Below are 25,121 nucleotides of genomic sequence, written 5' to 3' on the forward strand. Positions count from 1 at the left end.
GCTGCCAGAAAGAAGCAAGGTCGTCACACAAGGGGGATTCATAGCAAGCTCAGTTGCTGCGGATTGCTCGAGAGCATGCGTCGCAGCTTGTCTGACGCAGCCTCAGCAAGGCCGGGACGGTAATCCTGGACCACTACAAACGGCTGCAATGTTTTGATGGAACAACGCAAACGGATCAAGTCCTGATATCGGATCGCCCGCATCTGACGAAGCTCGACCAGGCGCTTGGCATTGCGTATGCCTATACCCGGAACACGCGCAATCAGACGCTCGGGCGCCCTATTCAGATCTACCGGAAAAACCGCTCGATTGGACAAGGCCCAAGACAGCTTGGGATCAATATCCAAGGGTAAATCGCCCTTATCCTGAAACAGCTCCTCGGCCCGGAAACCGTAGCTACGCAGCAGGAAATCGGCCTGATACAGACGATGCTCCCGCAAGAGCGGCGGCGGCTGGGCTGGCAGCGCCGACGAACTGTCCGGGATGGGGCTGAATGCCGAGTAATACACCCGCTTGAGCTTGTAGGCTCCGTACAAGGTCTGCGCCGTTTGCAAGATATTGCGGTCATCCGCTGCATCCGCACCGACAATCATTTGTGTACTTTGCCCGGCAGGCACTTTAGGCCGCTTCTCCTCCTGAGCCTGTTCCTGGGACAGACGAATGACGCCCATGGCGCGCTTGATCGTATGCCCACTTTTCTCGGGCGCAAGACGGCTCAGGCCAGCGTCTGTGGCAAGCTCGATGTTGACGCTGAGGCGGTCTGCATAAAGACCAGCCAACGTAATCAGCTGGGGATCTGCATCAGGAATGGTTTTAAGGTGGATATAGCCGCGAAAATGGTGATCTTCGCGCAAGGAGCGCGCCACCTCGACCAGGCTCTCCATGGTGTAGTCCGAACTTCGTATGATGCCCGAGCTCAGAAACAGACCATCTATATAGTTACGCCGATAAAAATCCAGCGTCAGATCAACCACTTCGGCAGGCCGAAAACGCGCGCGTGGCACGTTGCTGGAGCGCCGGTTCACGCAATACAGGCAGTCATACTGACAAAAATTGGTCAGCAGTATTTTGAGCAGCGATACGCAGCGCCCGTCAGGCGTAAAGCTATGACAGATGCCGGCCCCCGTACTGGCCCCAAGACCCGTACGCCCACGGGAATCCCGTTTGGGCGCGGCACTGCTGGCGCAAGAGGCATCGTACTTTGCCGCGTCGGCCAGAATTTCGAGTTTGCGCGATAGCTCCATGATCGAAATACTGTATATAAAAACAGCATTATACAGTTTTCGCTCAAGGCGTCACTTGTCCAGAAAACGTTCAAAGAGGGCAAGCGGCCTGGCCTGTCCGGCAAAGGACAAGCCAGCCAAACCAGCTCAAGCTAAAGGATCACGCGTCCAAAAGCTTGATCAAGGCCTCTTGATGATTGGATCGAGCTTCCAGCAATTGCCGCCCTTCTTCGGTCAACATGGCTATCAGGGGAGCGGGGAAAGGGGAAGGAGTCTGCGTCGTTTGCGGGATGGCTTGGACTAATCCCAGCGACTGTAATTGTTCAAAAACTGCTTGTTTCTTGTGCCAGGGGGTTTGGCGTAAGCGCACGAGCTCAAGAGTGTTCCAGATTGTGGGGTTGAGCTGCGGAATAGTGATGGAGCGCTGAAGTTGCGTCATACAAGGCCCTTAATTAAGACCACCCATACCGACGTTGTGTGCCCATAAGGGAGGTCAGCCAGAAAGCATCCCTATACCGTACAACATAACGATGTACAGAATATTTCAAGGAGTTCTGACAGACATCGTCGCAGCGCTCCTCCAAGACTCCAATAAGCAATAACCCGCGCTTGCGCCCTGGCAAACCCGGAAAAATCAGCCCGGGCCCGTTTTTCTGCTCATTTTTTTTGATGCAAAATTGTTCCGAAAAGCAGCAAAAACACAACAAACGATCCGGCTCCGGCCAACCCCAGATTCGCGCTTAAACCGTAGGCATCCACAGTCTGCCCGCCCAGCCAGGAGCCAAGCGCTATGCCGATATTGAACACAGCCACGTACAACGACGTAGCCACCTCAACAGCATTGGCAGCGGCCTTCATCATCCAGCTCATCAGCCCTACCGACACCCCGCCATACGCCAGGCCCCAAAGCAGCAAAATCGCACCTCCACTCAGCGGTGATCTACCCACTGTCAAGAAAAGCAAAGCAGTGATGCTTAGACCCAACGCTATCGCCATCAAGCTGGCTTCAGTGCGTTTGGCTGCCGACATCCCGATCAGGAAATTGCCCACAATCCCGGCCACTCCGTAAGCAAACAACAAGGCTCCTATCCATTGAGCACCTATGCCGGAAACAGACAGCAAAAGAGGACGCACAAAGGTAAATGCGCTGAAATGCCCCGCGACCAGAATCAGGGTCAAGAGCAAACCAAACCATAACTGCCGATTGCCAAACTGCTCGGCGAACTGACGCCATGTGGTCGAGCGCGACACGGACAGGGGCGGAATCACGGCCAGATGGAAGATCAATACCAAAGCGCTCAGCAGCGCCATGCCGCCAAACGCCCAGCGCCATCCAGCCAGTTCACCCATCAATGCGCCCAGTGGCACGCCCAACACAGAAGCGGCGGCAACCCCACCGAAAATGATCGAGGTTGCCAAACCTACAGACTGAGCCGGAACCAGACGGGATGCCAAGCCACCTGCAATGGCCCAGATGCCTCCCATACAAAAACCAACCAGAACACGGGCGGCCAGCATCCAGGCGATGCTGGGGGCCAGGGCGGACGCTATATTGGCCATCACCAGCAAGGCCAGCAAACCACACAGAATGCGTCGTCTGTCCACGCCACCAGAGGCCAGCACCACCAGAGGCGCAAACAGGGCTGCCAACAAGGCAGGCAAGGAAATCAGCAAAGCAGCCGTCCCCGTGGAAGTCTGCAAACTGTCTGCAATGGGAGTCAGTAAACCTACGGGCAGCATTTCCGTCGTGACCACAGAAAAAGTGGCTAGGCCAACGGCGATAACGGCCAGCCAGGACTGCCGCTTGCTGGACTGCCCGGCCATGGATAGAGAAGAGGTATTCATCGCTACATGCTCAAAGAAAGAAGTCTAGACAGCGCAGGAGCGGGCTACTACGGGTGCGCGCAAACTTTGATAGCTGCACAAGGCAAGCAAGACGATCAGGGCAGCGGCATAGAGCGCAACCATAAAGCCGGAGCTGGCTCCGCCCTGATCCACCATCCGCCCCGAAGCGGCAGCCCCCATAGCCACACCAATATTCAGACCAGCCAGCAGCCAGGTCATGCCCTCGGTTAATTGCTGCTCCGGCACCACACGCTCGACCAGCGACATAGCCACAATCATGGTGGGGGCGAAAAACAGACCAGCCAGCAAAACCGCCCCTGCCAGCTGTGCCACGCTGGCCACCAGTAATAAAGGCAAGGTCGTGGCGGCGGTGGCCAAACCGCCCAACAGCAGCAGGCGATGCAAAGGGATGTTCAGCTTCAAACCACCAAACACCAGACCTGCTGCGCAAGAACCCAGGGCGTAAGCCGACAGCACCAGGCTGGCCGCCCCCGGCTGCCTCATCTGCTGGGCAAAGGCCACGCTGACAATATCCACAGTACCTACGATCACGCCCATGGCGACCATCAGCAATGCCAGCAAACGCACACTATTCAGACGCAGGACCGAAGGGCGGCTGCCCTGCTCCTGCGCTTGGATCGGCGGCTCAGTCCCCTTTTGCAACAACAGAGCCGACACACCGGCAATCAGCAGTAGCGCGGCAGCCAGCACACCGGCTTGTGGAAACACCAGGACCGCCAAACCCACCGACAAAGGCGGCCCGGCAATAAAGGTGACTTCATCCAGCACGGTTTCCAGCGAATACGCTGTTTGCAAGCGATCCTGCCCACGATAAATCGCCGTCCAGCGAGCACGCACCATGGCCGACATGCTAGGCATGAAACCGGCCAGCACCGCGCCTGCAAACAAGGTCCAGTCAGGCGCTTGCCACCATGTCGCCCCCAACAAGAGCAACAAGCCCAGAACACTAATGGCTGTTGCTAGCGGCAGAACACGACTTTGCCCACGATGGTCCACCCAACGGGACACTTGTGGCGATAGCAGCGCATAGCTCAATACAAAGGAGGCGGACACCGCCCCCGCCAAGGCATAGCTGCCCCGCAGTTGCGACAGCATGGTGATGATTCCTATCCCTATCATGGGCAGCGGAATCCGGGCCAGCAGCCCGGCCAGGGCGAATCCCCGTGTGCCAGGCGCGGCAAAAAGTTCTCGATAAGGCTGAGCCATTACATTCTCCGTGAGCGCCCGCTTGCCACGACACGGTGATGCGTCGACAATACATACAAGGCGTATGTTTAAAATGATATATACATACGCCACGCATGTAAATATACATTCAGCTCGTACGTAAGGAGAAACTATGGCACGCCGTACCCGCGCCGAGATGGAAGAAACCCGCGCCACCCTGCTCGCCACCGCTCGCACGTTCTTTGCGGAACGTGGCTATGCCGACACATCCATGGACGAGTTGACGGCGCAAGCGGGCCTGACACGTGGTGCGCTCTACCATCATTTCGGTGACAAAAAGGGTTTGCTGGCGGCGGTGGTCGACCAGATCGATGCAGAAATGGACGAGCGCCTGCAGGCTATTTCAAACAATGCCGAGGATGCATGGGACGGGTTTGTACGCCGCTGCCATGCCTATCTGGAAATGGCGCTGGAACCGGAAATGCAGCGCATTGTCTTGTGTGATGCCAAGGCCGTGCTGGGGGGCGCATCACCCGAATCGCATCAGTATTGCGTGGGTTCCATGGAAGGCTTGATTCAGGCACTGATGGATCAAGGTCGGATTGAACAGGCAGATCCCCACGCCCTGGCTTCCCTGATTTACGGCAGTCTGGCCGAAGCCGCCTTCTGGATTGCGCAGGGAGAGGATGGGGATGCCCGCTTGGTGAAAGGGCTGGCTGCACTGGATTTATTACTGCGCGGCTTGCTGATCAAGTCCTGAACGGGCGATGCTGAAAAAGCCAGTACCCAGGCAAAGAGCGGGTCTGGGATCATCTGCTTCTAACGGCAGGCAGATCAACAGATCGAATTCTTTTTTACGCGACCTCTTGAGCCACCAGAAATATACGGCCCTGGCATCTGTGGCGGTAATGAGCCTCTCCTAAAACCAGAACATTCAGGCAGCCAAGCAAAGCTCATACAAACGACAGGCATAAAAAAACCCGCATTGAATGTTGTGCTGACGCTGCTATTACAAGCAGGCCAGAGACACTCAGGCGGGTTTTGTATCGATAGCGCCGGGAAGCCCAAGCTTCCCGTTTGACGTCTTACACAGCGACCAAAGAGATCTCTGCGATTCGCTTGCGCCACTCGGCAGGACCGGTGTTATGCACGGACACGCCTTGCGAGTCCACAGCCACGGTCACGGGCATGTCCTGAACTTCGAACTCGTAAATGGCTTCCATACCCAGGTCCTCGAAAGCCACCACTTTCGCATTGCGAATGGCCTTGGAAACCAGGTACGCGGAACCGCCCACAGCCATCAGGTAAGCCGATTTGTGAGCACGAATCGCTTCAATCGCGGTTGGGCCACGCTCGGCCTTGCCGATCATGGAAATCAGGCCGGTTTTGGCCAGCATCATCTCGGTGAACTTGTCCATGCGAGTGGCGGTGGTTGGGCCTGCTGGACCAACGGCTTCGTCACGCACAGGATCAACTGGGCCCACGTAGTAAATCACGCGGTTGGTGAAGTCCACAGGCAGGGACTCGCCCTTTTCCAGCATGTCCTGAATACGCTTGTGAGCGGCGTCACGGCCCGTCAACATCTTGCCCGACAGCAGCAAGGTCTGGCCTGGCGTCCAGGAAGCCACTTCTTCAGGAGTCAGCTCGTCCAGGTTCACCTGGCGGGACTTGTTGTAGTCCGGCGCCCAGTGAATGTCAGGCCAGGCCGACAGCGGTGGAGGTGCCAGCTCGGCGGGGCCATTGCCGTCCAGCGAGAAATGCACGTGACGGGTTGCCGCACAGTTGGGGATCATGGCCACAGGCTTGGACGCCGCGTGGGTCGGGAAGGTATTGATCTTCACGTCCAGCACGGTCGTCAAACCGCCCAGCCCTTGAGCGCCAATACCCAGAGCATTGACCTTCTCGTACAGCTCGATACGCAGCTCTTCCAGCTTGCTTTGCGGGCCGCGTTGCAACAGCTCGTACATATCGATGTCTTCCATCAGGGCTTCCTTGGCCATCAGCATGGCTTTTTCAGCCGTACCGCCCACGCCAATACCCAGCATGCCCGGAGGACACCAGCCAGCGCCCATCGTAGGAACGGTTTTGAGCACCCAATCCACCAGAGAATCGCTGGGGTTGAGCATCACGAACTTGCTCTTGTTTTCCGAACCACCGCCCTTGGCGGCCACTTGAATGTGAACCTGATCCCCAGCGACCAGTTCCACATTCACAATACAGGGTGTGTTATCGCGCGTGTTTTTACGGGTGAACAAGGGGTCGTTCAGGATGGAGGCGCGCAGTGGATTATCCGGATTCAGATAACCGCGACGCACCCCCTCGTCACAGAGCTCCTGCAAGGAGCGCTTGGTATCAAAGCGCACACCCATGCCCACTTTCAGGAATACGTTCACCACCCCGGTGTCCTGACAGATGGGGCGATGGCCCTCGGCACACATGCGCGAGTTGGTCAGGATCTGGGCGATGGCATCTTTGGCCGCCGGGTTCTGTTCGCGCTCATAAGCGCGGGCCAGATGTTCCAGATAGTCGGTGGGATGGTAGTAACTGATGAACTGCACCGCATCAGCGATGGACTGAATCAGATCGTCTTCTTTGATCGTGGTCATGGTGGCGTCTATATAAAAAACGGGATGAACAAGGGGAAACTATTTGCCCTGCCAGACAGGTTCGCGCTTCTCGGCAAAAGCCGTCGCGCCTTCCTTGGCGTCTGCAGAGGTAAAAATGCCGGCGATACGGGGGCGCTGCAGATCGAACAGATCCGACTGACGCCAGTCGCGCGACTGGGAAATGATGCTCTTGGCGGTTTGCACGGCCAAAGGACCGTTGGCGGCGATCTGCTCGGCCAGTGCCAGCGCCTGCTCGGTAGTTTTGCCGGGTTCGGCCAGACGGCTGACCAGACCCAGTTCGGCCATGCGGGCTGCAGGGTACATACCACCGGTCAGCACCATTTCCATGGCCATGTGGTAAGGAATACGGCTAGGCAAGCGCACCATGCCGCCCGATCCGGGGACAATGCCGCGTTTCACTTCAGGCAGGCCAAAGTTGGCGCTGTCGGCCGCAACAATCAGGTCGCAGGACAGGGCAATTTCAAAACCACCGGCCAGGCAGTAGCCTTCCACGGCGGCAATCAATGGCTTGGCAGGCGGGCGCTCGCAAATACCAGCGAAACCGCGGTCGCCTACATAGGGGCGCTGGCCAGTCTTGGCAAAGGCTTTCAAATCCATACCGGCGCAGAAGGTATTGTTGGCCCCTGTCAGCACGCCTACGGCAATGCTGGGGTCGGCATCGAACTCATCCAGAGCCTGGGCCAGCGCCTGCGCGGTTTCCAGGTTGATGGCATTGCGTGCCTCGGGACGGTTCAAGGTAATCAACAACACCTTGCCGATACGTTCAAGCGTGACAAGTTCACTCATGGACCTAGCCTCCTTTAGACTGCCGCCCGAGATTCTGTTTCAAGATCAGGTCAGCAAATAAGCAGTATTTGGACAAACGCATATGATACGTCTAAAAACAACTTGACCGCCCGGTACACAGCGGCCTTGCCCATGGCCCGGACGGCCAAAATAGCCCATTGCGGGCGCTTTTCTGCTGCAAGGGCGCAGTTCACGCTAAAATAGAAAAATTTTGCAGATTCTCGCTTTACTGGCCATTGCTCATGCTCACCTTTCAGCAAATCATACTTACGCTCCAGCAATACTGGGACAAGCACGGATGCGCTCTGCTTCAGCCCTACGATATGGAAGTCGGTGCCGGAACCTCTCATACGGCAACCTTTTTGCGGGCCATCGGCCCTGAACCGTGGCGCGCTGCCTATGTGCAGCCTTCGCGCCGCCCCAAAGACGGGCGTTACGGGGACAACCCCAACCGCCTGCAACACTACTACCAGTTTCAGGTCGTGCTCAAGCCCGCACCTGAAAACATTCTGGACTTGTATATCGGCTCGCTGGAAGCCTTGGGCATCAACCCCAAAGCGCACGACATCCGTTTTGTTGAAGACGACTGGGAAAACCCGACACTGGGCGCCTGGGGTCTGGGCTGGGAAGTCTGGCTCAATGGTATGGAAGTCACCCAGTTCACCTACTTCCAGCAAGTAGGCGGTCTGGACTGCACGCCAACCACGGGCGAGATCACCTACGGTCTGGAGCGTCTGGCCATGTACTTGCAAGGTGTGGAAAGCGTCTACGATCTGGTCTGGACCGAAGGTCACAACGGCCAGCGCATTTACTACCGCGACGTATTCCACCAGAACGAAGTGGAGCAATCCACCTACAACTTCGAGCACGCCAGCACCGATGTGCTGTTTGCACACTTCAACGACTACGAAGCCGAAGCCAAGCGCATCATTGACGTGCCGCTGGCCCTGCCCGCTTACGAGCAAACGCTGAAAGCTGCCCACACATTCAATATGCTGGATGCCCGCGGCGCCATCAGTGTGACCGAGCGCGCTGCCTATATTGGCCGTATCCGCAATCTGTCCCGCGCTGTCGCACAGGCTTACTACGACTCCCGCGAACGCCTAGGTTTCCCCATGCTGAGCAACAAATCCTCGGAGGCCAAGTAATGAATGCCTCCACGACACAGCCTTTGCTGATTGAACTGTTCACCGAAGAACTGCCCCCCAAAGCGCTGCAACAGCTGGGGCAAGCCTTTAGCGAAGGTCTGCAAAAAGTATTGGGCGAGCAAGCCCTGCTGGCCCCGAACTGTGAAGTGCGCGCCTATGCTACGCCTCGCCGTCTGGCTGCCTGGTTCAGCGCTGCGTACCAGCAAGCCGAAGACCAGCCTTATACCGAAAAGCTGATGCCCGCGCATATTGGCCTGGATGCCAATGGTGAGATCGCACCGGCACTAGCCAAGCGCCTGGCTGCCAAAGGTCTGGAGCATCTGAAGGCCAGCGACCTGTTGCGCGAATCCGATGGCAAGCAGGATTACCTGTACGCCAGCGGCATTGCCACTGGCGCCGCCCTGAAAGACGGGCTGCAAGAAGCTCTGGAATGGTCCATTACGCACCTGCCCATCCCTAAAGTGATGCGCTATCAGTTGGCCGATGGTGTCAGCAGCGTGCGCTTTGTACGCCCTGCTCACGGCCTGGTCGCCCTGTGGGGGTCGGACATCGTTCCCGTCAGCGCCCTGGGCCTGCAAGCCGGTCGCCAGACACACGGTCACCGCTTCATGTGCGATGCCCCCTTCGACATCCGTGATGCCGACAGCTGGGCCGCACAAGTCCAGGAGCAAGGCTGTGTGGTTCCTTCCTTCGAAGCTCGTCGCGAGCAGATTCGCACCGACCTGGAAGCTGAAGCCAAACGCCTGAACTCCACCTTGGGCAACGATCCCGAAGTGGAAGCCCTGCTGAACGAAGTCACCGCTCTGGTCGAATACCCCACCGTGTACGTGGGCCAGTTTGACGAGCAGTTCCTGCAAGTGCCATCCGAATGTCTGATTCTGACCATGCGTCTGAATCAAAAGTATTTCCCGCTGTTTGACCCCGCCACACAAAAGCTGACCAATCGCTTCCTGATCGTCAGCAATATGAAGGTGGATGATCCCAGCAACATCATCGAAGGTAACGAGCGTGTGGTGCGCCCCCGTCTGGCGGACGCTCAGTTCTTCTTTGAAACCGATCGCAAGCAAACTCTGGCCGAGCGTGTTCCTACGCTGGCCGGCAGCGTGTACCACAACAAGCTGGGTTCGCAGCTGGACCGCATCGAGCGCCTGCAGTCCGTGGCTGGCTACATTGCCAAGCAACTGGGCGCGAATGAAGAGCACGCCCGTCGTGCCGCTTTGCTGGCCAAGGCGGACTTGAACTCCAATATGGTGGGCGAGTTCCCCGAGCTGCAAGGCGTGATGGGCGCTTACTACGCCCAAGGCGATGGCGAGCCCGAGGACATCGTGCTGGCTATTCGCGAGCAATACCGTCACCGTCTGGACCAGCCTGTCACAGAAGCCAGCCTGACCCAAGCCATTCTGTTCCTGGCCGAGCGTGCCGAAGTTCTGGTCGGTATCTGGGGCATTGGTCTGGCTCCAACTGGCGAACGCGACCCCTACGCCCTGCGCCGTGCGGCTCTGGGCCTGATCAGCGCCTACGAACAACTGCAAGCCGGTTCCCAATTGAAGGCCAATAGCCTGAATCTGGATACGCTGCTGAACACCACCGCTTCCTTCTTCAAGGACGGGGTTCTGGCCGATGACACGGTCGATGCGGTTCAGACCTTCATCTACGAGCGTTACCGCAATCAGCTCAGCAACGATTACGAGCGCAGCGTGGTCGATGCCGTACTGGCCCTGCACCCACCGCTGGAACAGGTTCACGCCCGCATTCAGGCTTGCGCCTCTTTTGCCCAACGCCCTGAAGCCGAGAGCCTGGCTGCCGCCAACAAGCGCGTCAGCAATCTGCTCAAGAAAGCCGAAGGCGAACTGGCAACACTGGACGACCAACTGCTGGTCGAGCCCGCCGAGCGTGAGCTGGCTACCAAGATTCAGGAATTGCAGCCCGTTGCCCAGGCCCAGTTTGAAGCCGGTGAATTTGATGCTTCCCTGGCCACGCTGGCCCAGGCCCGTGGTGCCGTGGACAACTTCTTCCAGGACGTCATGGTCATGGCCGAAGACCCTGCCATCCGTGCCAATCGCCTGGCCTTGCTGGCCAAGCTGCATGCACTGATGAACCAGGTTGCGGATCTTTCCAGGCTGGCTAACTAGTGAAACTTGCCATCATTGATCGGGACGGTGTCATCAACCATGACAGCGATGCCTTTATCAAAAGCCCACAAGAGTGGGAGGCCATCCCAGGCAGTCTGGAGGCCTTGGCTCGCCTGACCGAAAACGGCTGGAAGGTGGTCATTGCCACCAACCAGTCCGGTCTGGCGCGTGGTTTGTTTTCCATGACCACGCTCAATGCCATCCATGCCAAGATGCGCCGTGAACTGGCCTTGCTGGGTGGCTTTATCGACGCCATCTTTATTTGCCCGCACGGCCCGGATGATGGCTGCACCTGTCGCAAACCGGCCCCCGGCATGTTTCGCGACATTGCACATCGCTATGAAGTGAACCTGCAAGCCGTACCCTCGGTGGGCGATTCCTTGCGCGATCTGCAAGCGGCCAGCCAAGCCGGTTGTGCCCCCTGGCTGGTCCAGACCGGCAAAGGCATGCGTACCCTAGAGAAAGGCGGCTTGCCCGAAGGCACGCGCGTCGAGGCCGATCTGGCCGCTGTTGTCGACAAATGGCTCCACGGAAACTGATATGGGCATTATCCGCGCTTCACTCTATCAACTCTTTTTGTTGATTACCGTTATCCCCTACGCCTTTGCCTGCCTGATTATTGCGCCACTGCCCCTGGATATACGCTATCGCTTTACCACTGGCTGGCCACGTCTGGCTGTCTGGGGTGCGCGCACGATCCTGGGCATACGCTGGCAGACCAAGGGCTGGGAAAACCTGCCCGATGGCAAGGCCATCATCCTGTCCAAGCACCAGTCGGCCTGGGAAACGCTGTTCTTTCCTTCTTACATGCCGCGTCAGGTGTGCTTTGTGTACAAGCGTGAACTGCACAAAGTCCCTTTCTTTGGCTGGGGGCTGGCTTTGCTGCGCATGATTCCTATTGATCGTGCCAAAGGCCGGGATGCCTTTGAACAGGTGATCAAGATCGGGCAGCAGCGCATTGACGAAGGCCGCTGGCCCTTGTTGTTTCCCGAAGGCACCCGTACCGCCCCAGGCTCTACCGGCCGCTACAAGATGGGTGGCGCCTTGCTGGCCAGCCGTACTGGCACGCCCATTATTCCCGTGGCGCATAATGCGGGCGAATGCTGGCGTCGCAATGCCTTTATCAAGACGCCGGGCTTGGTTACTATCTCCTTTGGTCCTCCCATTGATCCTGCCGGGCTGACCCCTGAAGAAGTAAACCAACGCGTACAGACATGGATTGAAACCGAAATGCGCGTCTTGAATCCGGAACGCTATGACGGTCCCCCCACAACTGGCTCTGTTTCCTGACACGGCCTTTCCCCACCCGGCGCAGCGGCAAGAAAAGCCGCCCGCCGGTTCTGCTCTGCCCCCCCAAAGTGCCCTGACTGTCCGGCCCGAAAGCTTGCCGGAAGGCGTGCAATGGCAGCAGGTGCAGCTGGATGGCCACACCATTGGCTATCAGCTCAAACGCTCCCGCCGCCGTACCCTGGGCCTGACCATCAACGACAGTGGCCTGACCGTTGCCCTGCCCTCCTGGGTCAAGATCAGTCAGGCAGAACAAGTGCTGCACAGCAAAAGCGCCTGGATCCTGCGCAAGCTGCGCGAATACCAGCAACGTCGCGAACAACTGGCCTTGCAAAGCCTGCAATGGGTTGATGGCGATACCCTGCCCTTTATGGGGGTGCCCATCCGCCTTAGCCTGAACCCGCAGATTCAGCAGGTACATTTCGACGGACAAGCCGGTCAGGTTCAAGGAGGTCAACGCCTGTCACTCCCCCTGCCCGTCGATGCCGAACCACAACGTGTTCAGGAACTGACTCAGGCTTGGCTGCAAAAACAAGCCAAACAGTGGTTTGAGCAGCGGCTGCAACATTATTTGAACCTGTCGGGCTTGAGTGCCAGCAAATTGCGGCTGGCGGCCCCCGCCAAACGCTGGGGCTCCTGCAACAGTGACGGCACGATTATGCTGAACTGGCGCCTGATACACTTTCACCCATCCATCATTGATTACGTCGTCGCTCACGAGGTCGCGCATCTGCAAGAGATGAATCACGGCCCACGTTTCTGGGCCTTGGTCGAAACGCTCTACCCTGATTTTGTCAATGCGCGCAATCAGTTACGACAATATGATCCAGGCACCCTGCCCCTGCTTTAAGGCAGGTTGAACTCTAGGAGCTCTACCTTATGCGTATCCTGCACACCATGCTGCGTGTCGGCAATCTGGACCGTTCTCTGGCCTTTTACACCGAAGTGCTGGGCATGAAATTGCTGCGCCAGTCCGACTACCCGGACGGCCGCTTCACCCTGGCTTTTGTGGGCTATCAGGACGAGTCCGAAGCTGCCGTATTGGAGCTGACCCACAACTGGGACACTCCCTCCTACGATCTGGGCGACGGCTATGGCCACATTGCACTGGAAGTGCCTGATGCCTACAAAGCCTGTGAGGACATCAAGGCTCGTGGCGGCAAAGTCGTACGCGAAGCAGGCCCGATGAAGCACGGCACCACCGTGATTGCTTTTGTAGAAGATCCGGACGGCTACAAGATTGAACTGATCCAGGCCAAAGGGCGCGTGGATTAAAGCAAACAGAACCGGCCTTAATTGGCCGGTTTTTTTATGCTTCCCCCTAATTGTTCAACTTGGCACAAACGTGCCCAAATCGTGTTTTGCGACTATTTGTGCCACAGCCCTTACATACCGTAGCCGCTAAAACCCGCCTGGATTCTGCGACAATCTAGCTTGGCTTTTCCCTGCCCTGTTTACTGCCAACACTATGCTCAATACTCTTTGGCTGTTTTTCTTCCTGATTGCCGCCGTCAGCGGGTTTTACCAGTGGCTGGTCGGGGGAAATAGCGAAATTTTTGCACAGATGGTGCGCAGCCTGTTCGATATGGCCGCCCTGTCCGTGCAACTGATGCTGCTGCTTTTTGGCACGCTCACCCTGTGGCTGGGTTTCCTGAAGATTGCCGAGAAGGCCGGGCTGATCGACACCCTGGCCCGCTGGCTAGGCCCCTTGTTCAGCCGCCTGATGCCCGGCGTACCTGCCGGTCACCCCGCTCTGGGGCTGATCACGCTGAACTTCGCGGCCAATGGCCTGGGCCTGGACAACGCCGCCACGCCCATCGGCTTGCGAGCCATGAAGTCCCTGCAAACGCTGAACCCGCATCCGGACACGGCCACCAACGCCCAGATCCTGTTTCTGGTGCTGAATGCCTCGTCTCTGACGCTGATACCCATCAGCATCTTCATGTACCGGGCTCAACAAGGTGCGCCCGATCCTACGATGGTGTTTCTGCCCATTCTGCTGGCCACCACCGCCTCCTCCCTGGCGGGCTTGCTCAGTGTTGCCCTGGTTCAGCGCCTGCGTTTATTTGATCCCGTTCTGATGCTGTGGTTCGGGGTGTTTGCGCTGATCCTGGGCTCTTTCATGGCCTTGCTGGCTACGCTCAGTGCAGCAGCCATCCAGTCGCTGTCCTCTCTGATGGGCAACCTGACCTTGCTGTCCATCATCTGGCTTTTCCTGCTGATGGGCTGGCGGCGCAAGATTCCTCTGTATGAAGCCTTTGTAGAAGGCGCGAAAGAAGGCTTTAGTGTTGCCAGGGATCTGTTGCCCTATCTGGTTGCCATGCTGTGCGCTGTGGGCGTGCTACGCAGCTCTGGTGCTCTGGATATCGTGCTGGACGTAATCCGCTGGCTGGTGAACCTGACCGGACTGGATACGCGTTTTATTGATGCCTTGCCTACCGCTCTGGTCAAACCCTTTTCAGCCGGTGCCGCTCGTGCCCTGTTGATTGAAACCATGCAGCATCACGGCGTGGACAGCTTCCCGGCCCTGCTGGGTGCGACCGTGCAGGGCAGCACGGAAACAACCTTCTATGTGCTGGCAGTGTATTTTGGCGCGGTCGGCATACAACGTGCGCGCCATGCCGTATCCTGCGCCCTGATTGCCGATCTGGCCGGGGTACTGGCCTCGATCGCGGTTTGTTATTGGTTCTTTGGCTAGGAGCCCAGGATTCAGCGTGGGGGCAAGACCCTTTGCCCCAGCAGAATCAAGCTGGCATAACAGATCACTCCAAGGACGAGTAGCCTTACACGACCCGCCATAAAAAAAACACCCCAAAACGGAATCGATATCCAATGTTGGGGTGTTTTTCTTTACGGGGTTTTGTCTATCAGACGGCTTGGATAACGCCCTTATCCATCAGGTGATCGGCCAGGGCAATGTACTGTTCCAGGGACAAATCAGCCGGTCGGCTGGTAGGTGCAATTTCCAGCGCCTCCCAGTCGATATGAGCCGTCCAGTCACCCAGACCACCGCGCAACATCTTGCGTTTTTGCGAGAAGGCCCGCGCCACAACCTGGCTGAACACACGCGCGTCACGCGCCTGGGGACGATCTGCCGCCAAAGGCACCATACGCACGACTGCCGACACAACACGCGGTGGTGGGTTAAATGCCTCGGGCGGCACTTCAAACAACTTCACCATGCGATAGCGCGACTGCAACATCACCGACAGGCGGCTGTAGTCTGAAGAGCCGGGTTTGGCGACCATGCGATCAATCACTTCGCGTTGCAGCATGAAGTGCTGATCCACCACGGCATCGGCATAGTCCAGCAAATGAAAGAGCAAGGGGCTGGAGATGTTGTACGGCAGATTACCCACAATACGCAGATTCGGGCCTAAAGCACCGAAGTCCACGCTCAAGGCATCAGCCTCAATGATTTCCAGTTTGCTGGGCGAATAGTGATTACGCAGACGGGCTGCCAGATCACGGTCAATCTCGACCACACGCAAACGCTCCAGCGCCTGCGTCAGCGGTCGGGTCAGGGCCGAGAGGCCCGGACCAATTTCCACCATATTATCGACAGGCCGAGGGCCAATCGCACGGATGATCTGGTCGATGATGGCCTCATCTTCCAGAAAGTTCTGTCCAAAGCGCTTACGCGCCTGATGCTGGGCCATACTTATCCTTAGCGACGGCGGGTGCTGGACTCGGGGTCCAAACGGTTATCAATGTAAGCGCGGCCACGCAGGCTGTTCAGCCAATCTTCAAAGGCAGGCTCGGCACGCTGCTGGAACAGAGCCTGACGGGCCTGCATGCGCTTGTACTCACCTTCCATATTGCGGGTACGGCGCTCGATCACCTGGATCAGGTGCCAGCCAAACTGGGACTCCACCACGGCGGTATCGTTGCCGGGTTGCAGCTTGTCCATGGCTTGCTCGAACGGAGGCACAGTCTCGCCAGGCGAGAGCCAACCCAAATCACCACCTTGTGGTGCGCTGCTGTCTTCCGAGTAACGCTTGGCCAGATCCTGGAAGGACTCGCCATTGCGCAAACGCACTTGCAGTTGCTCAATGCGCTGACGAGCCTGCTCGGAAGTCATAACCTTGGACAGCTTGACTAGAATATGGCGAGCATGAGTCTGGGTCACCATCATGGGACCGGACTGCGCCGATGCCGCACTAGGCACAGGCGAAGTATTGCTAGGCGCAGCACCGCCACGCTCCAGCACCTTCAGAATATGGAAGCCTTGACCACTGCGGATCAGGTCGGAAACCTGGCCGGGGGCCAGGTTATGGACAGCTTGTGCAAATAAGTCTGGCCAGTCGGACAAGGAACGAGTTCCCAACGCACCACCGCTCAGGGCCTCTTGACCATCCGAGTTGGAGGCAGCCAAACCAGCAAAGTCTGCGCCGGAACGAACCTGGGCCAGCAGGCCTTCTGCTTTGGTCCGCAAACGCGCTTCTTCGCTGGAGTTCGCGCCTTCAGGCACACGCACCAGGATCTGCGCCAGACTGACAGGTGCATTCTGCGCCTGTGCCGCCGATTGTCCCAAATTGCCCAAACCTGCGCCACCTTGAGAGCGCAGGTAAATATCAATGTCGGCGTCCGTAATATTGATGCTGCTGTCGACCGCTCGCATGCGCAACTGATCCAGCAGGATTTCCTGCTTCAGATTGGCACGGTACTGCTCCCAGCTAATGCCATTTTTTTCAATCTCGGCTCGCAACTGGGCTTCAGTCATATTGTTGCGCGAGGCAATCATGCGCACACCTTCATCCACTTGCTGTGGACCGACTGAAATCCCCATGGCGCGAGCTTCCTGCTGCTCCAGGCGCTCATTGATCAGCCGTTGCAAAACCTGTTTGCGCAAGATGTCATGATCAGGAGCAGGAATTTTCTGCTGCTTTAACTGTTCCAGCACCTGTGCGGCTTCCAGATCAACCTGACGCAGGGTAATCACCTCGTCATTAACCACGGCAGCAATGCCATCCACAAACTGGGAGGAAGCAGCGGGTGCCGCCTTGGCTGCAGCGGGCTTGGACTGCGCCTGAGCCATTTGAGCCGTGCCCAGCCCCATGACGGCCATCAAAGCCAATGACAGGGTACGGTTTTTCAAGCTGAAACGCATATTATTCATACCTCTCATGAATCATTTTTTCCTGTACGGGATTGGTGACGGGTTCATAGCCAATCACACGGTCACGCAGCATTTTGATAGGGTCGTTGCCAATTCCGCCCAAACCGGATAGCTCCAGCTGGAAGAACAGGGCCTTATTGGTTTCCCTGGCCGAAACCGCATAGCGTTGCATCACCACACGAGCCGCCCAACAACAGTCGCCTTTATACTCCAGTCCCAGCACCGTTTGCGTGCCACGGCTTTCCTGGATGGAGTAATCGTAACGTCCCACAGCGTACACCTTGTTGCTCAAAGGCCATTGGCCAGTCATGGAGACGTATTCCTTGCCACGATGGTCTTCGTCAACGGGCGTAAAGTTTGGATCAACAACCTGACGGGGGTCACGTTCATAACGATAGTTCAAACCCAGTGTTGCCAGGCGTTTAGGACGCCAACGAATACCGGAGGCCAGACGGTTGCGGCGTTTTTCGTCCGGGTTGAATTGCGCATCGAAGTTGACCGAGAACGTATTGGTCAAAGCCGCACTGGCACCGACCAGATAATCGGAACGAGTGCTGGTACGCGCTTTTTCGTCGCCCAGTGTTACGGTTTGCTTATCAAAATACAAGCGCTGAGCGGCCTGCAGAACCAGACGCTCGAAGCCCGTGTCCGCATCCAGCCAGCGGGACGTCAGGCCGACGGTGACCTGGTTCGCATTGGAGATACGGTCCCAACCACCGGAGAAGATATTTTCGCTGAAAGCCTGGGCAAAGTTGAAACTGGCCAGACTGGTGTCGTACAAGGGCAGCGAGGATTGGTCGCGATAAGGCACGTACAGATAGTAAACACGCGGCTCCAGGGTTTGAATGGAGTCGTTGCCAAACAAGGTGGTGTCACGCTCGAAGGTCATGCCGGTATCCAGGGACAGGATAGGCAAAACACGACTTTGCGTACGGGCCCGGTCCGCGAAACGCGCCATATTAGGATCACCCACATACCAGTCTGTCTGGTATTGGCTCATATGCAAGCCAGCTTTGGGCGTGATGTACCAACCTGGGCGAACGATGGGGTAAGCCACCGTTGTGTAGGACGAGAAACGCGTACCATCTGGAGCCAGACGGGTACTGCGCATATTATCGAATTCGCTCAGGTTGCCACTATAAAAGGGCATGCGGAAACGCGTCGCGTAGTTATCGCTGACCACATCAAAGCCACCCCAGTTATAACGGGATGCACCCAAATACCACTCAGGCAATTTGTCGTACTGTGGCTGACGATATCCAGTAGAAGAATCCTGCAGGGTCTGATAGCGCGTCGCACTGACGTGAGAGCGGAAATACTTGGAACCGCCCCAACCCAGAGTCACCGTGCTGGCCAGATCCTGAATGGTGGAATCGTTCAATCCAAAGCTGCTGAAGTCACGGAAATAATCATCATCCGAGACACGGCGGATATCCGCATTCAAATAGAAACTGGCAGGCAGGCTCTGACGATACTGCCCCATGAACAGCCAGCGTTTATAACCCAGCTCCTTGTCATCAGGCAGATAGTTACCGGTCAACTCTCCGGAGAAGCTGTCACCCAGATAACGGAATTCCCCCCCCAACATGGCGCCGCGTTTAGCCATGAAGCGGGGCGTCAGGGTGGCGTCGTAATTAGGGGCCAGATTCAGGTAATACGGCACGCTCAGGTCTACACCACCCCGCGTCGTCATGCCGTAAGTAGGCAAAAGGAAACCGGACTTGCGCTCTTTACGGAGCGGAAAGGTCAGGTAAGGGGAATACAACAGGGGCATACCCTTGAAGTACAAGACGCCATTACGCGCCACCCCTTCGTTTTCCTTGGAATACAGATCAACCTTGGGCGACTGGATATACCAGGCAGGTTCAGGACATGGACAACCCGAGTAATTCACATCGGATAGCCGCATATGGTTGGAACTGAGAATATCAGCCTGCGTCGCGGTACCGCTACCGCCGGTGGCCCCCAGCCAGAACTCCGGGGACGACATGCGCCCTGTATCCGCGTCCAGGTTGTAATCAAACTCCGGGCTGCGCACCAGGGCCCCATCACGCATGATCAGGCCGTTGCCACGTACTTCCACCTGGCCGGTTTTTTCCTGATAGTCGATCCGGTCGCCTTTGACGACAGAATCAATGCGCCGGACCTGAGCACCGCCTTCCAGACGCAAGGTGCCATCTTCCAGTGTTTTCATCTGGTCGCCTATCAGATAGACGGCCATATCCTCTTCCTGGAGCTTGCGCACTTGCAAACCGGGGGACGTCTTTAAAGACGGACGCACGGACGACTGAGCCTGGGCGACCCCCATGCCTGTCATCATCAACACGATATACCACGCCGCAACTCGCACTAAGACTGCGCCTCCAGTTGTGTCCTGCATTTATGTCCTGCATTTGTTCCACCAGAGACGAAAAACCCTGGCGACCCGGTATTATAGTTAAGCCTGCCGTTTAGCGGCACTGCTAAACACTAATCCGTTACGATCTTCTGCTTCCCTTTATTTATGTCTGCTTCTATTTCTGCCGCTACCGACCCTCGTTTGCAGCAAGCAATTACCTGGCTGAACACCCTGAAGTCCCGGTTTGGACTGGATCTGGACAGCCTGCAAACGGCCTCCAGCGACGCCAGCTTTCGCCGTTACTTTCGCCTGCAAGCCCAGGATCGAACCGTCGTTTTGATGGATGCGCCTCCGGCCACAGAAGACTGCAAGCCCTTCGTACACGTTACCGAGCTGCTGGCACCGACGGGCATCCACGTGCCCGAAATCCTGGCAGCAGACACTGAACAAGGCTTTTTGCTGCTCAGCGATCTGGGCCAGGACAATTTTCAGACCGCACTGAAAAACCCCATGCCGCAAAGCGAACTGGACAAACTGTACCGCAGTACGCTGTTGACCTTGGTGAAATTGCAACAAGCCGACACCACGGGCTTGCCTCCCTACAACGAACAGCGTTTGCTGGAAGAGCTGCAGGTGTTCCCCGAGTGGTACATCCAAAAACATCGCCAGTTCGAACTGAGCGAAAAAGATCAGGAGATGTTGCGCAAAACCTTTGCCGAGCTGGTTCAAGCCAATGTGCAAAGCGCTACTGTACTCGTGCACCGGGATTTCCACAGCCCTAATTTGATGATGCCCCTGCCCGGCCAAAGCGAGCCCGGTGTTATCGACTACCAGGACGCCCTGGCTGGCCCCATCACCTATGACATTGCCTCCCTGGTAATGGACGCGCGTGTTACCTGGACGGAAGAGCAGCAACTGGACTGGGCAATTCGCTACTGGCAAGCCGCCATGGAAGCCGGCCTGGATGTGCCTGCCGACTTTGCCGTGTTCCACCAGCAATACGAATGGATGGGCCTGCAACGCAATCTGCGCATTCTGGGTGTGTTTGCCCGCCTCTCTCTGCGTGACGGCAAACATCATTATCTGGACCATATGCCCCGCCTGCTGGGCTATGTACATCAGGTGGCCAGCCGCTACGAGTGTTTTAACGGTTTGCTGCGCCTGCTGAACCGCCTGGAAGGTCGCCAAACTGTTTTGGGCATGACGGTCTGATGCGCGCCATGATTCTGGCGGCCGGTCGAGGTGAGCGCATGCGCCCCTTGACCGACACCTGCCCCAAACCCCTGATTCCGGCTGGTGGTCGGCCTCTCATCGTCTGGCACTTGCGCGCGCTGGCCAAAGCCGGCTTTCGAGAGGTCATCATCAACCACGCCTGGCTGGGTGAGCAGATTGAATCCACTCTGGGTGATGGCACCCAATGGGGCCTGCGCCTGAGCTACTCGCCTGAATCATCTGCCCTGGAAACTGCCGGTGGCATTGCCAAGGCACTGGATTTTTTCCAGGGCCAGCCTTTCCTGTTAATGAATGGCGATATCTGGTCCGACTGGGATCCTGCCCAAGCCTTTGCCATGGCCGAACGTTTGCAAGCTGGCCGGGAGCAGGCCTGGTTGATCCTGACCCCCAACCCGCCCCACCACCCCGAAGGCGACTTTGGCATGCAAGAAGGACAATTGCACCTATGTGCCAAAACCCTTGCGGGTGCCCGCAGCGCCACCTTGAGCGGCATAGGGGTCTACAAACCCGAACTCTTTGCCCATCTGCCCAAAGATCAGCCTGCCAAAGCCGCCCCCCTGCTGCATGCCGCCATCGAGCGCCGGCAGGTGCTGGGCAGTCTGCATGAAGGTTTCTGGATGGATGTCGGTACCCCCGAACGATTAGCCGAGTTAAACCAACACTTGGAATCGTTAGCACCCTCACAGTAAACTGATATTTTCCAGGCTAGCTGGCAGACGTTTCCAAGCACAACAAAGGGCAACAAAGCCAGCCATCCCGCCTCCGTAGCCCCAATGACGTCTATGCTAATGGGTTTTGTAATCGGGACTTGATTTGCTTTGAGTCCCTTGTCTGACAGGAACGTCTGTTCTCATGCTTGGTTCCTCCAAACGCACCGTATTCAAACCCACCGCCTACGGCTCCAGCCGTCGAAAACGCCGTATTCCACGCTGGTTTGTCCTGCTTTTGACAGGTATTGCCCTAGGTGCTGGTGGCCTGCTGTTCTTGCAAAAAAGCTATGGCCCTACGCGCCTGACCGTGGAGCAGTCGGAACAACTGCACTATGACCTCAACAGCGCCAATGCTGACAAGCAACGTCTGCAAGCTCAGTTGAACCAGACCAGTCGCGATCTTGAAGATGTCAGCCAGAAGGAAGACAAGCTGGGCAAACAGACCAGCGATCTGCAGGCCATGGTCACCAAGCTGGAAAAGGATATCGCGCTATTTGCCGATGCCATGCCTCCTGACCCGCGCGGCACCTCCCCTGGCATTCGCGCTGCCGAGTTCTCGGTTACGGACGGCCAACTGAACCACTTTGTGCTGCTGATGCAGGACAAGGGCAAGGACGCCGAATTCACCGGCACCATGGAGTTGGTTGCTGCTGGCCGCTACAGCAATGGTCGCAGCGGCAATGTGGACCTGCCCAGCCAGCCTGTCAGCGTAGGCCGTTACGCCTACATCAATGGCTCCGCAGAGCTGCCCGCCGGCTTTACGCCCCGTCAGGTCACGATCCGCATCAAGCCGGATGGCGCGAACCGCGTGGTTGCCACGCGCACCATCTACGTGACGCCCTCCCGATAAGCGCTGACCTGTCACGCACAGGCTGATAGTCACAAGAAAGCCCTTCAGGCCCTTGGCTTCATCGCCAAAATCCTGAAGGGCTTTTTTTAGCCGACGATCCAGCCAGACTCTTAAGCCACGTGCTGCAAAAAGTCTTTCAAACGTTGGCTAGGTGGATTGCTCAGCAACTCCGCAGGTGGGCCATCGTGTGCCACCCTGCCCTGATCAATAAAGATCAGACGGCTACCCACACGACGCGCAAAATCCATCTCGTGTGTCACCACCACCATGGTCATGCCCTCCTCAGCCAGCAACTGCATGACCTTGAGCACTTCCTGACGCAGTTCCGGGTCCAGTGCGGAGGTAGGCTCATCAAACAGCATCAGCTTGGGTTTGATCGCCAGGGCACGAGCAATGGCGACCCGCTGCTGCTGGCCACCGGACAGCTCGTTAGGATAATGATTCATACGCTCGGCCAGGCCGACCTTGGCCAGCAACTCCGTCGCTTCCTCACGCGCCTGAGAGCGGCTGGTGCCACGCGTATGGATAGGCCCGAACATGACGTTTTCCAAAGCGCTCATCTGTGGAAACAGATTGAACTGCTGGAACACCATCCCTGCTTCCCGGCGCAAGTCGCGCACCTGAGCGGGCGTACCATTGACGCTCAAACCATTGACCACGATATCGCCAGCCTGAATGTCTTCCAGCTTGTTGATGCAGCGCAGGAAGGTGGATTTTCCCGACCCGGACGGGCCAACCACCACAACCACTTCGCCTTTATCAATATTCAGACTGATATCGTCGAGCACGATATTGTCGCCAAAGCGCTTGGTTACCTTCTTGAACTCGACAATACTCATACAATCCTCATGCGGTGTTCAATAAACTTCAGAGTCAGGGCAATCAGGCTGGTCAGAATCAGGTAGATCACCGCCACCGCTCCCCAAATCTCCACCGAACGGAAGTTGTTCGCAATAATTTCCTGGCCCTGACGGGTCAGCTCGGCAACCCCAATCACAATAAACAGCGAAGAATCCTTCAAGCTGATGATGCACTGGTTACCCATGGCGGGAATCATGCGGCGAAACGCCACCGGTCCAATAATGTGGCGCAAGATCTTGTGAAACGGCAGGCCCATGGCCTCTCCGGCCTCTTTCAGGCCCTTGGGCACAGATTGCAAGGCACCACGCACAATCTCGGAAATATAGGCCCCGGAGTTGATCATCAAGGTGAAGATCGCCGCGGTCAGCCCGTCAATTCGGATACTGGCCAGCATGGGTAGCGCGAAGTAGATGAACATCACCTGCACCACGATAGGCGTGCCGCGTATGAACAGCACGTAAAGCTGGCATAGGAAAGAGAGCACATACAACAGGTAGCGTCTGAAAAAGCCCAATAGCGACAGAGCGATCAACGCCTGTATGGAGCTCCAGATCCAGGCTGGCACAAAGCTCAGCCAGTTGCTCATCAGCCAGGACAGGCCCTTGAGCGCAAAGCCCAGTGCAAACACGCCCAACACGAACAAGGCGGCTCGGCGCCAGGTGACCGGTACCCGAATATAGGTGGTAATCACCCCGGTCAGAAAACCCAATATAGCGCCACCCACCAACCCCAAAAGGGTAATGAGCAGCGTCATTTTTGTACCTTCCAGAAGGCTGGGTAAAGCCCCCCAGATAGCGTCCCATTCAAAAGTCACAGTGCTACCTTTGTCTTTGAATAAACGCCCACAACAGAGCGTCAAAAAATAAAAGCGGTGATCCCGTTACGACACGCGATCACCGCTTGGCATGCGCTTGGCTTTACGCCTGTTTATTCAGGCTGCTTGCCAAACCATTTCTGGTAGATTTTGTCGTAGGTGCCATCAGCACGAATATCTTTCAAAGCCTGGTTCACGACCGGAACCAGTTCGCTGTCCTTGGGAAAGGCGATACCGTAGAAGTCACCACTTTTCACGGCACCAGTGACCTTCACACGATCCTTGCCGCCAGTCTGGGCGTAGTACTGCACGTTAGGCGTATCGTGCACCACCGCGTCCACACGGCCAGTTGCCAGCTCCAGGAAGGCATTGTCGATATTGGGGAACAGCTTGAGCTTGGCGGTAGGAACCGAGCGCTGCATGAAGTCCACCGTGGCGGTACCGATCTTCACCGCTACAGTCTTGCCTTCCAGATCGGAGGCAGTCTTGATGGCCGAGTTATCGGTGTTGACCAGAATGGCCAGACCGCTTTCGTAGTAAGGATCGGAGAAATCGATCACTTGCTTGCGGTCATCACGAATGGTGATCCCGGCCAGCGCGGCATCCAGATTGCGGGTTTGCAGGCCTGGAATAATGCCGTTGAAGTCCATGGGCTGGAAGCGGTAATTCAGATTGGCCTTCTTGGCGACCGCATCCCACAGGTCGATGTCAAAACCGGTGTATTTACCGTTTTGCTTGAACTCAAAAGGCACAAACGCCGTATCGGTTGCGACCACCAGCTCTTTGCCTTGTTGTGCCAGAGCCTGCCCAGCGGGCAAAGCCAAAGCCAAGGCCAAACCGGCCATCAGGGTTTTCATTTTCTTATTGAACATCCGTTACTCCTCTGTAGGGACTGACCCAAAACCAGCCAGTTCGATGTTTTACCCAAGTCAGCGCAGGCTCATGACCTGCCCCAGCGTT

The 25,121-nt window shown here is 57.0% G+C and carries 24 protein-coding genes; 11 read left to right on the top strand and 13 right to left on the bottom strand.

What is annotated here, in order from left to right:
- Positions 1-38: 38 nt before the first annotated feature.
- The 4 genes from M2Q46_RS09875 to M2Q46_RS09890 form a co-directional block, all read right to left on the bottom strand.
- Positions 39-1,244 carry a putative DNA modification/repair radical SAM protein gene (locus M2Q46_RS09875; protein WP_302357157.1) on the bottom strand — a complete coding sequence of 402 codons (1,206 nt, stop codon included), beginning with the start codon at positions 1,242-1,244 and terminating at the stop codon, positions 39-41.
- Positions 1,245-1,383: 139 nt separating this feature from the next.
- Complete coding sequence (locus tag M2Q46_RS09880; protein ID WP_022983473.1) at positions 1,384-1,662, bottom strand: hypothetical protein; 279 nt, start codon at positions 1,660-1,662, stop codon at positions 1,384-1,386.
- 218 nt (positions 1,663-1,880) lie between these two features.
- Positions 1,881-3,068, bottom strand: coding sequence for an MFS transporter (locus M2Q46_RS09885; RefSeq protein WP_302357159.1), 1,188 nt, complete (start codon positions 3,066-3,068; stop codon positions 1,881-1,883).
- Positions 3,069-3,092: 24 nt separating this feature from the next.
- Positions 3,093-4,295 (bottom strand): MFS transporter, encoded by a 1,203-nt coding sequence (locus tag M2Q46_RS09890; RefSeq protein ID WP_302357160.1) that lies wholly within the window; start codon positions 4,293-4,295, stop codon positions 3,093-3,095.
- Positions 4,296-4,428: 133 nt separating this feature from the next.
- Between M2Q46_RS09890 and M2Q46_RS09895 the strand changes: the two genes are divergently transcribed.
- Entirely contained in the window at positions 4,429-5,016 is a 588-nt protein-coding gene (locus M2Q46_RS09895; RefSeq protein ID WP_035271028.1) for a TetR/AcrR family transcriptional regulator, read from the top strand.
- 325 nt (positions 5,017-5,341) lie between these two features.
- Here M2Q46_RS09895 and M2Q46_RS09900 read toward each other — a convergent pair whose 3' ends face one another.
- The 3 genes from M2Q46_RS09900 to M2Q46_RS09910 are packed head-to-tail and all read right to left on the bottom strand — an operon-like array spanning position 5,342 to position 7,965.
- Positions 5,342-6,862, bottom strand: a complete 1,521-nt coding sequence (locus M2Q46_RS09900; protein WP_022983469.1) for a fumarate hydratase — start codon at positions 6,860-6,862, stop codon at positions 5,342-5,344.
- A 39-nt stretch (positions 6,863-6,901) separates the two neighbouring features.
- Complete coding sequence (locus M2Q46_RS09905; protein WP_060185623.1) at positions 6,902-7,669, bottom strand: crotonase/enoyl-CoA hydratase family protein; 768 nt, start codon at positions 7,667-7,669, stop codon at positions 6,902-6,904.
- Positions 7,670-7,719: 50 nt separating this feature from the next.
- A complete protein-coding gene (locus M2Q46_RS09910; RefSeq protein WP_162473396.1) occupies positions 7,720-7,965 on the bottom strand; it encodes a hypothetical protein in 246 nt (81 codons plus the stop codon).
- Here M2Q46_RS09910 and glyQ point away from each other — a divergent pair.
- The 7 genes from glyQ to M2Q46_RS09945 all read left to right on the top strand — a co-directional run bounded on the left by glyQ (position 7,912) and on the right by M2Q46_RS09945 (position 14,934).
- Complete coding sequence (gene glyQ / locus M2Q46_RS09915; protein WP_026485201.1) at positions 7,912-8,817, top strand: glycine--tRNA ligase subunit alpha; 906 nt, start codon at positions 7,912-7,914, stop codon at positions 8,815-8,817. The two genes, M2Q46_RS09910 and glyQ, sit on opposite strands and share 54 nt — an antisense overlap.
- The gene (gene glyS, locus M2Q46_RS09920) at positions 8,817-10,949 is read left to right on the top strand and encodes a glycine--tRNA ligase subunit beta (protein ID WP_302357161.1); all 2,133 of its coding nucleotides are present in this window, start codon (positions 8,817-8,819) and stop codon (positions 10,947-10,949) included. The genes glyQ and glyS overlap by 1 nt, the downstream gene beginning before the upstream one ends.
- The gene (gmhB, locus tag M2Q46_RS09925; RefSeq protein ID WP_026485199.1) at positions 10,949-11,488 is read left to right on the top strand and encodes a D-glycero-beta-D-manno-heptose 1,7-bisphosphate 7-phosphatase; all 540 of its coding nucleotides are present in this window, start codon (positions 10,949-10,951) and stop codon (positions 11,486-11,488) included. The genes glyS and gmhB overlap by 1 nt, the downstream gene beginning before the upstream one ends.
- Before the next feature lies 1 nt (position 11,489).
- Complete coding sequence (locus tag M2Q46_RS09930; RefSeq protein WP_009454973.1) at positions 11,490-12,239, top strand: 1-acyl-sn-glycerol-3-phosphate acyltransferase; 750 nt, start codon at positions 11,490-11,492, stop codon at positions 12,237-12,239.
- The gene (locus M2Q46_RS09935; RefSeq protein ID WP_247965898.1) at positions 12,205-13,086 is read left to right on the top strand and encodes a M48 family metallopeptidase; all 882 of its coding nucleotides are present in this window, start codon (positions 12,205-12,207) and stop codon (positions 13,084-13,086) included. The genes M2Q46_RS09930 and M2Q46_RS09935 overlap by 35 nt, the downstream gene beginning before the upstream one ends.
- A 29-nt stretch (positions 13,087-13,115) precedes the next feature.
- Entirely contained in the window at positions 13,116-13,511 is a 396-nt protein-coding gene (gene gloA / locus M2Q46_RS09940; protein ID WP_035271035.1) for a lactoylglutathione lyase, read from the top strand.
- A 193-nt stretch (positions 13,512-13,704) separates the two neighbouring features.
- The gene (locus tag M2Q46_RS09945; RefSeq protein WP_035271036.1) at positions 13,705-14,934 is read left to right on the top strand and encodes a nucleoside recognition domain-containing protein; all 1,230 of its coding nucleotides are present in this window, start codon (positions 13,705-13,707) and stop codon (positions 14,932-14,934) included.
- A gap of 169 nt (positions 14,935-15,103) precedes the next feature.
- Here M2Q46_RS09945 and rsmA read toward each other — a convergent pair whose 3' ends face one another.
- From rsmA to M2Q46_RS09960, 3 genes are read right to left on the bottom strand one after another with little or no spacing between them, the layout of a single operon-like run.
- A complete protein-coding gene (gene rsmA, locus M2Q46_RS09950; RefSeq protein ID WP_137431391.1) occupies positions 15,104-15,895 on the bottom strand; it encodes a 16S rRNA (adenine(1518)-N(6)/adenine(1519)-N(6))-dimethyltransferase RsmA in 792 nt (263 codons plus the stop codon).
- Positions 15,896-15,903: 8 nt separating this feature from the next.
- A complete protein-coding gene (locus M2Q46_RS09955; RefSeq protein ID WP_035271041.1) occupies positions 15,904-17,355 on the bottom strand; it encodes a peptidylprolyl isomerase in 1,452 nt (483 codons plus the stop codon).
- A complete protein-coding gene (locus M2Q46_RS09960; RefSeq protein WP_367997721.1) occupies positions 17,348-19,735 on the bottom strand; it encodes an LPS-assembly protein LptD in 2,388 nt (795 codons plus the stop codon). The genes M2Q46_RS09955 and M2Q46_RS09960 overlap by 8 nt, the downstream gene beginning before the upstream one ends.
- A gap of 123 nt (positions 19,736-19,858) precedes the next feature.
- On the opposite strand from M2Q46_RS09960, the gene M2Q46_RS09965 reads away from it, so the two are divergent.
- The 3 genes from M2Q46_RS09965 to M2Q46_RS09975 all read left to right on the top strand — a co-directional run bounded on the left by M2Q46_RS09965 (position 19,859) and on the right by M2Q46_RS09975 (position 22,486).
- Positions 19,859-20,905, top strand: coding sequence for an aminoglycoside phosphotransferase family protein (locus M2Q46_RS09965; protein WP_083054100.1), 1,047 nt, complete (start codon positions 19,859-19,861; stop codon positions 20,903-20,905).
- Positions 20,905-21,615 (top strand): N-acetylmuramate alpha-1-phosphate uridylyltransferase MurU, encoded by a 711-nt coding sequence (murU, locus tag M2Q46_RS09970; protein ID WP_302357163.1) that lies wholly within the window; start codon positions 20,905-20,907, stop codon positions 21,613-21,615. Before M2Q46_RS09965 ends, murU begins: the two co-directional genes overlap by 1 nt.
- A gap of 163 nt (positions 21,616-21,778) precedes the next feature.
- The gene (locus M2Q46_RS09975) at positions 21,779-22,486 is read left to right on the top strand and encodes a hypothetical protein (protein WP_009454993.1); all 708 of its coding nucleotides are present in this window, start codon (positions 21,779-21,781) and stop codon (positions 22,484-22,486) included.
- Positions 22,487-22,596: 110 nt separating this feature from the next.
- On the opposite strand, the gene glnQ is transcribed toward M2Q46_RS09975, so the two are convergent.
- The 3 genes from glnQ to glnH all read right to left on the bottom strand — a co-directional run bounded on the left by glnQ (position 22,597) and on the right by glnH (position 25,033).
- Positions 22,597-23,325 carry a glutamine ABC transporter ATP-binding protein GlnQ gene (glnQ, locus tag M2Q46_RS09980; RefSeq protein ID WP_009454997.1) on the bottom strand — a complete coding sequence of 243 codons (729 nt, stop codon included), beginning with the start codon at positions 23,323-23,325 and terminating at the stop codon, positions 22,597-22,599.
- Positions 23,322-24,101: an ABC transporter permease subunit gene (locus tag M2Q46_RS09985; protein WP_022983464.1), complete on the bottom strand. Its 780-nt coding sequence runs from the start codon at positions 24,099-24,101 to the stop codon at positions 23,322-23,324. The genes glnQ and M2Q46_RS09985 overlap by 4 nt, the downstream gene beginning before the upstream one ends.
- Before the next feature lie 173 nt (positions 24,102-24,274).
- On the bottom strand, positions 24,275-25,033 hold the full coding sequence (gene glnH / locus M2Q46_RS09990) for a glutamine ABC transporter substrate-binding protein GlnH (protein WP_009455006.1): 759 nt from the start codon (positions 25,031-25,033) through the stop codon (positions 24,275-24,277).
- Positions 25,034-25,121: the final 88 nt, after the last annotated feature.

It is taken from the genome of Alcaligenes sp. YSL9 (genome assembly GCF_030515105.1).
GTDB lineage: Bacteria > Pseudomonadota > Gammaproteobacteria > Burkholderiales > Burkholderiaceae_B > Alcaligenes > Alcaligenes phenolicus.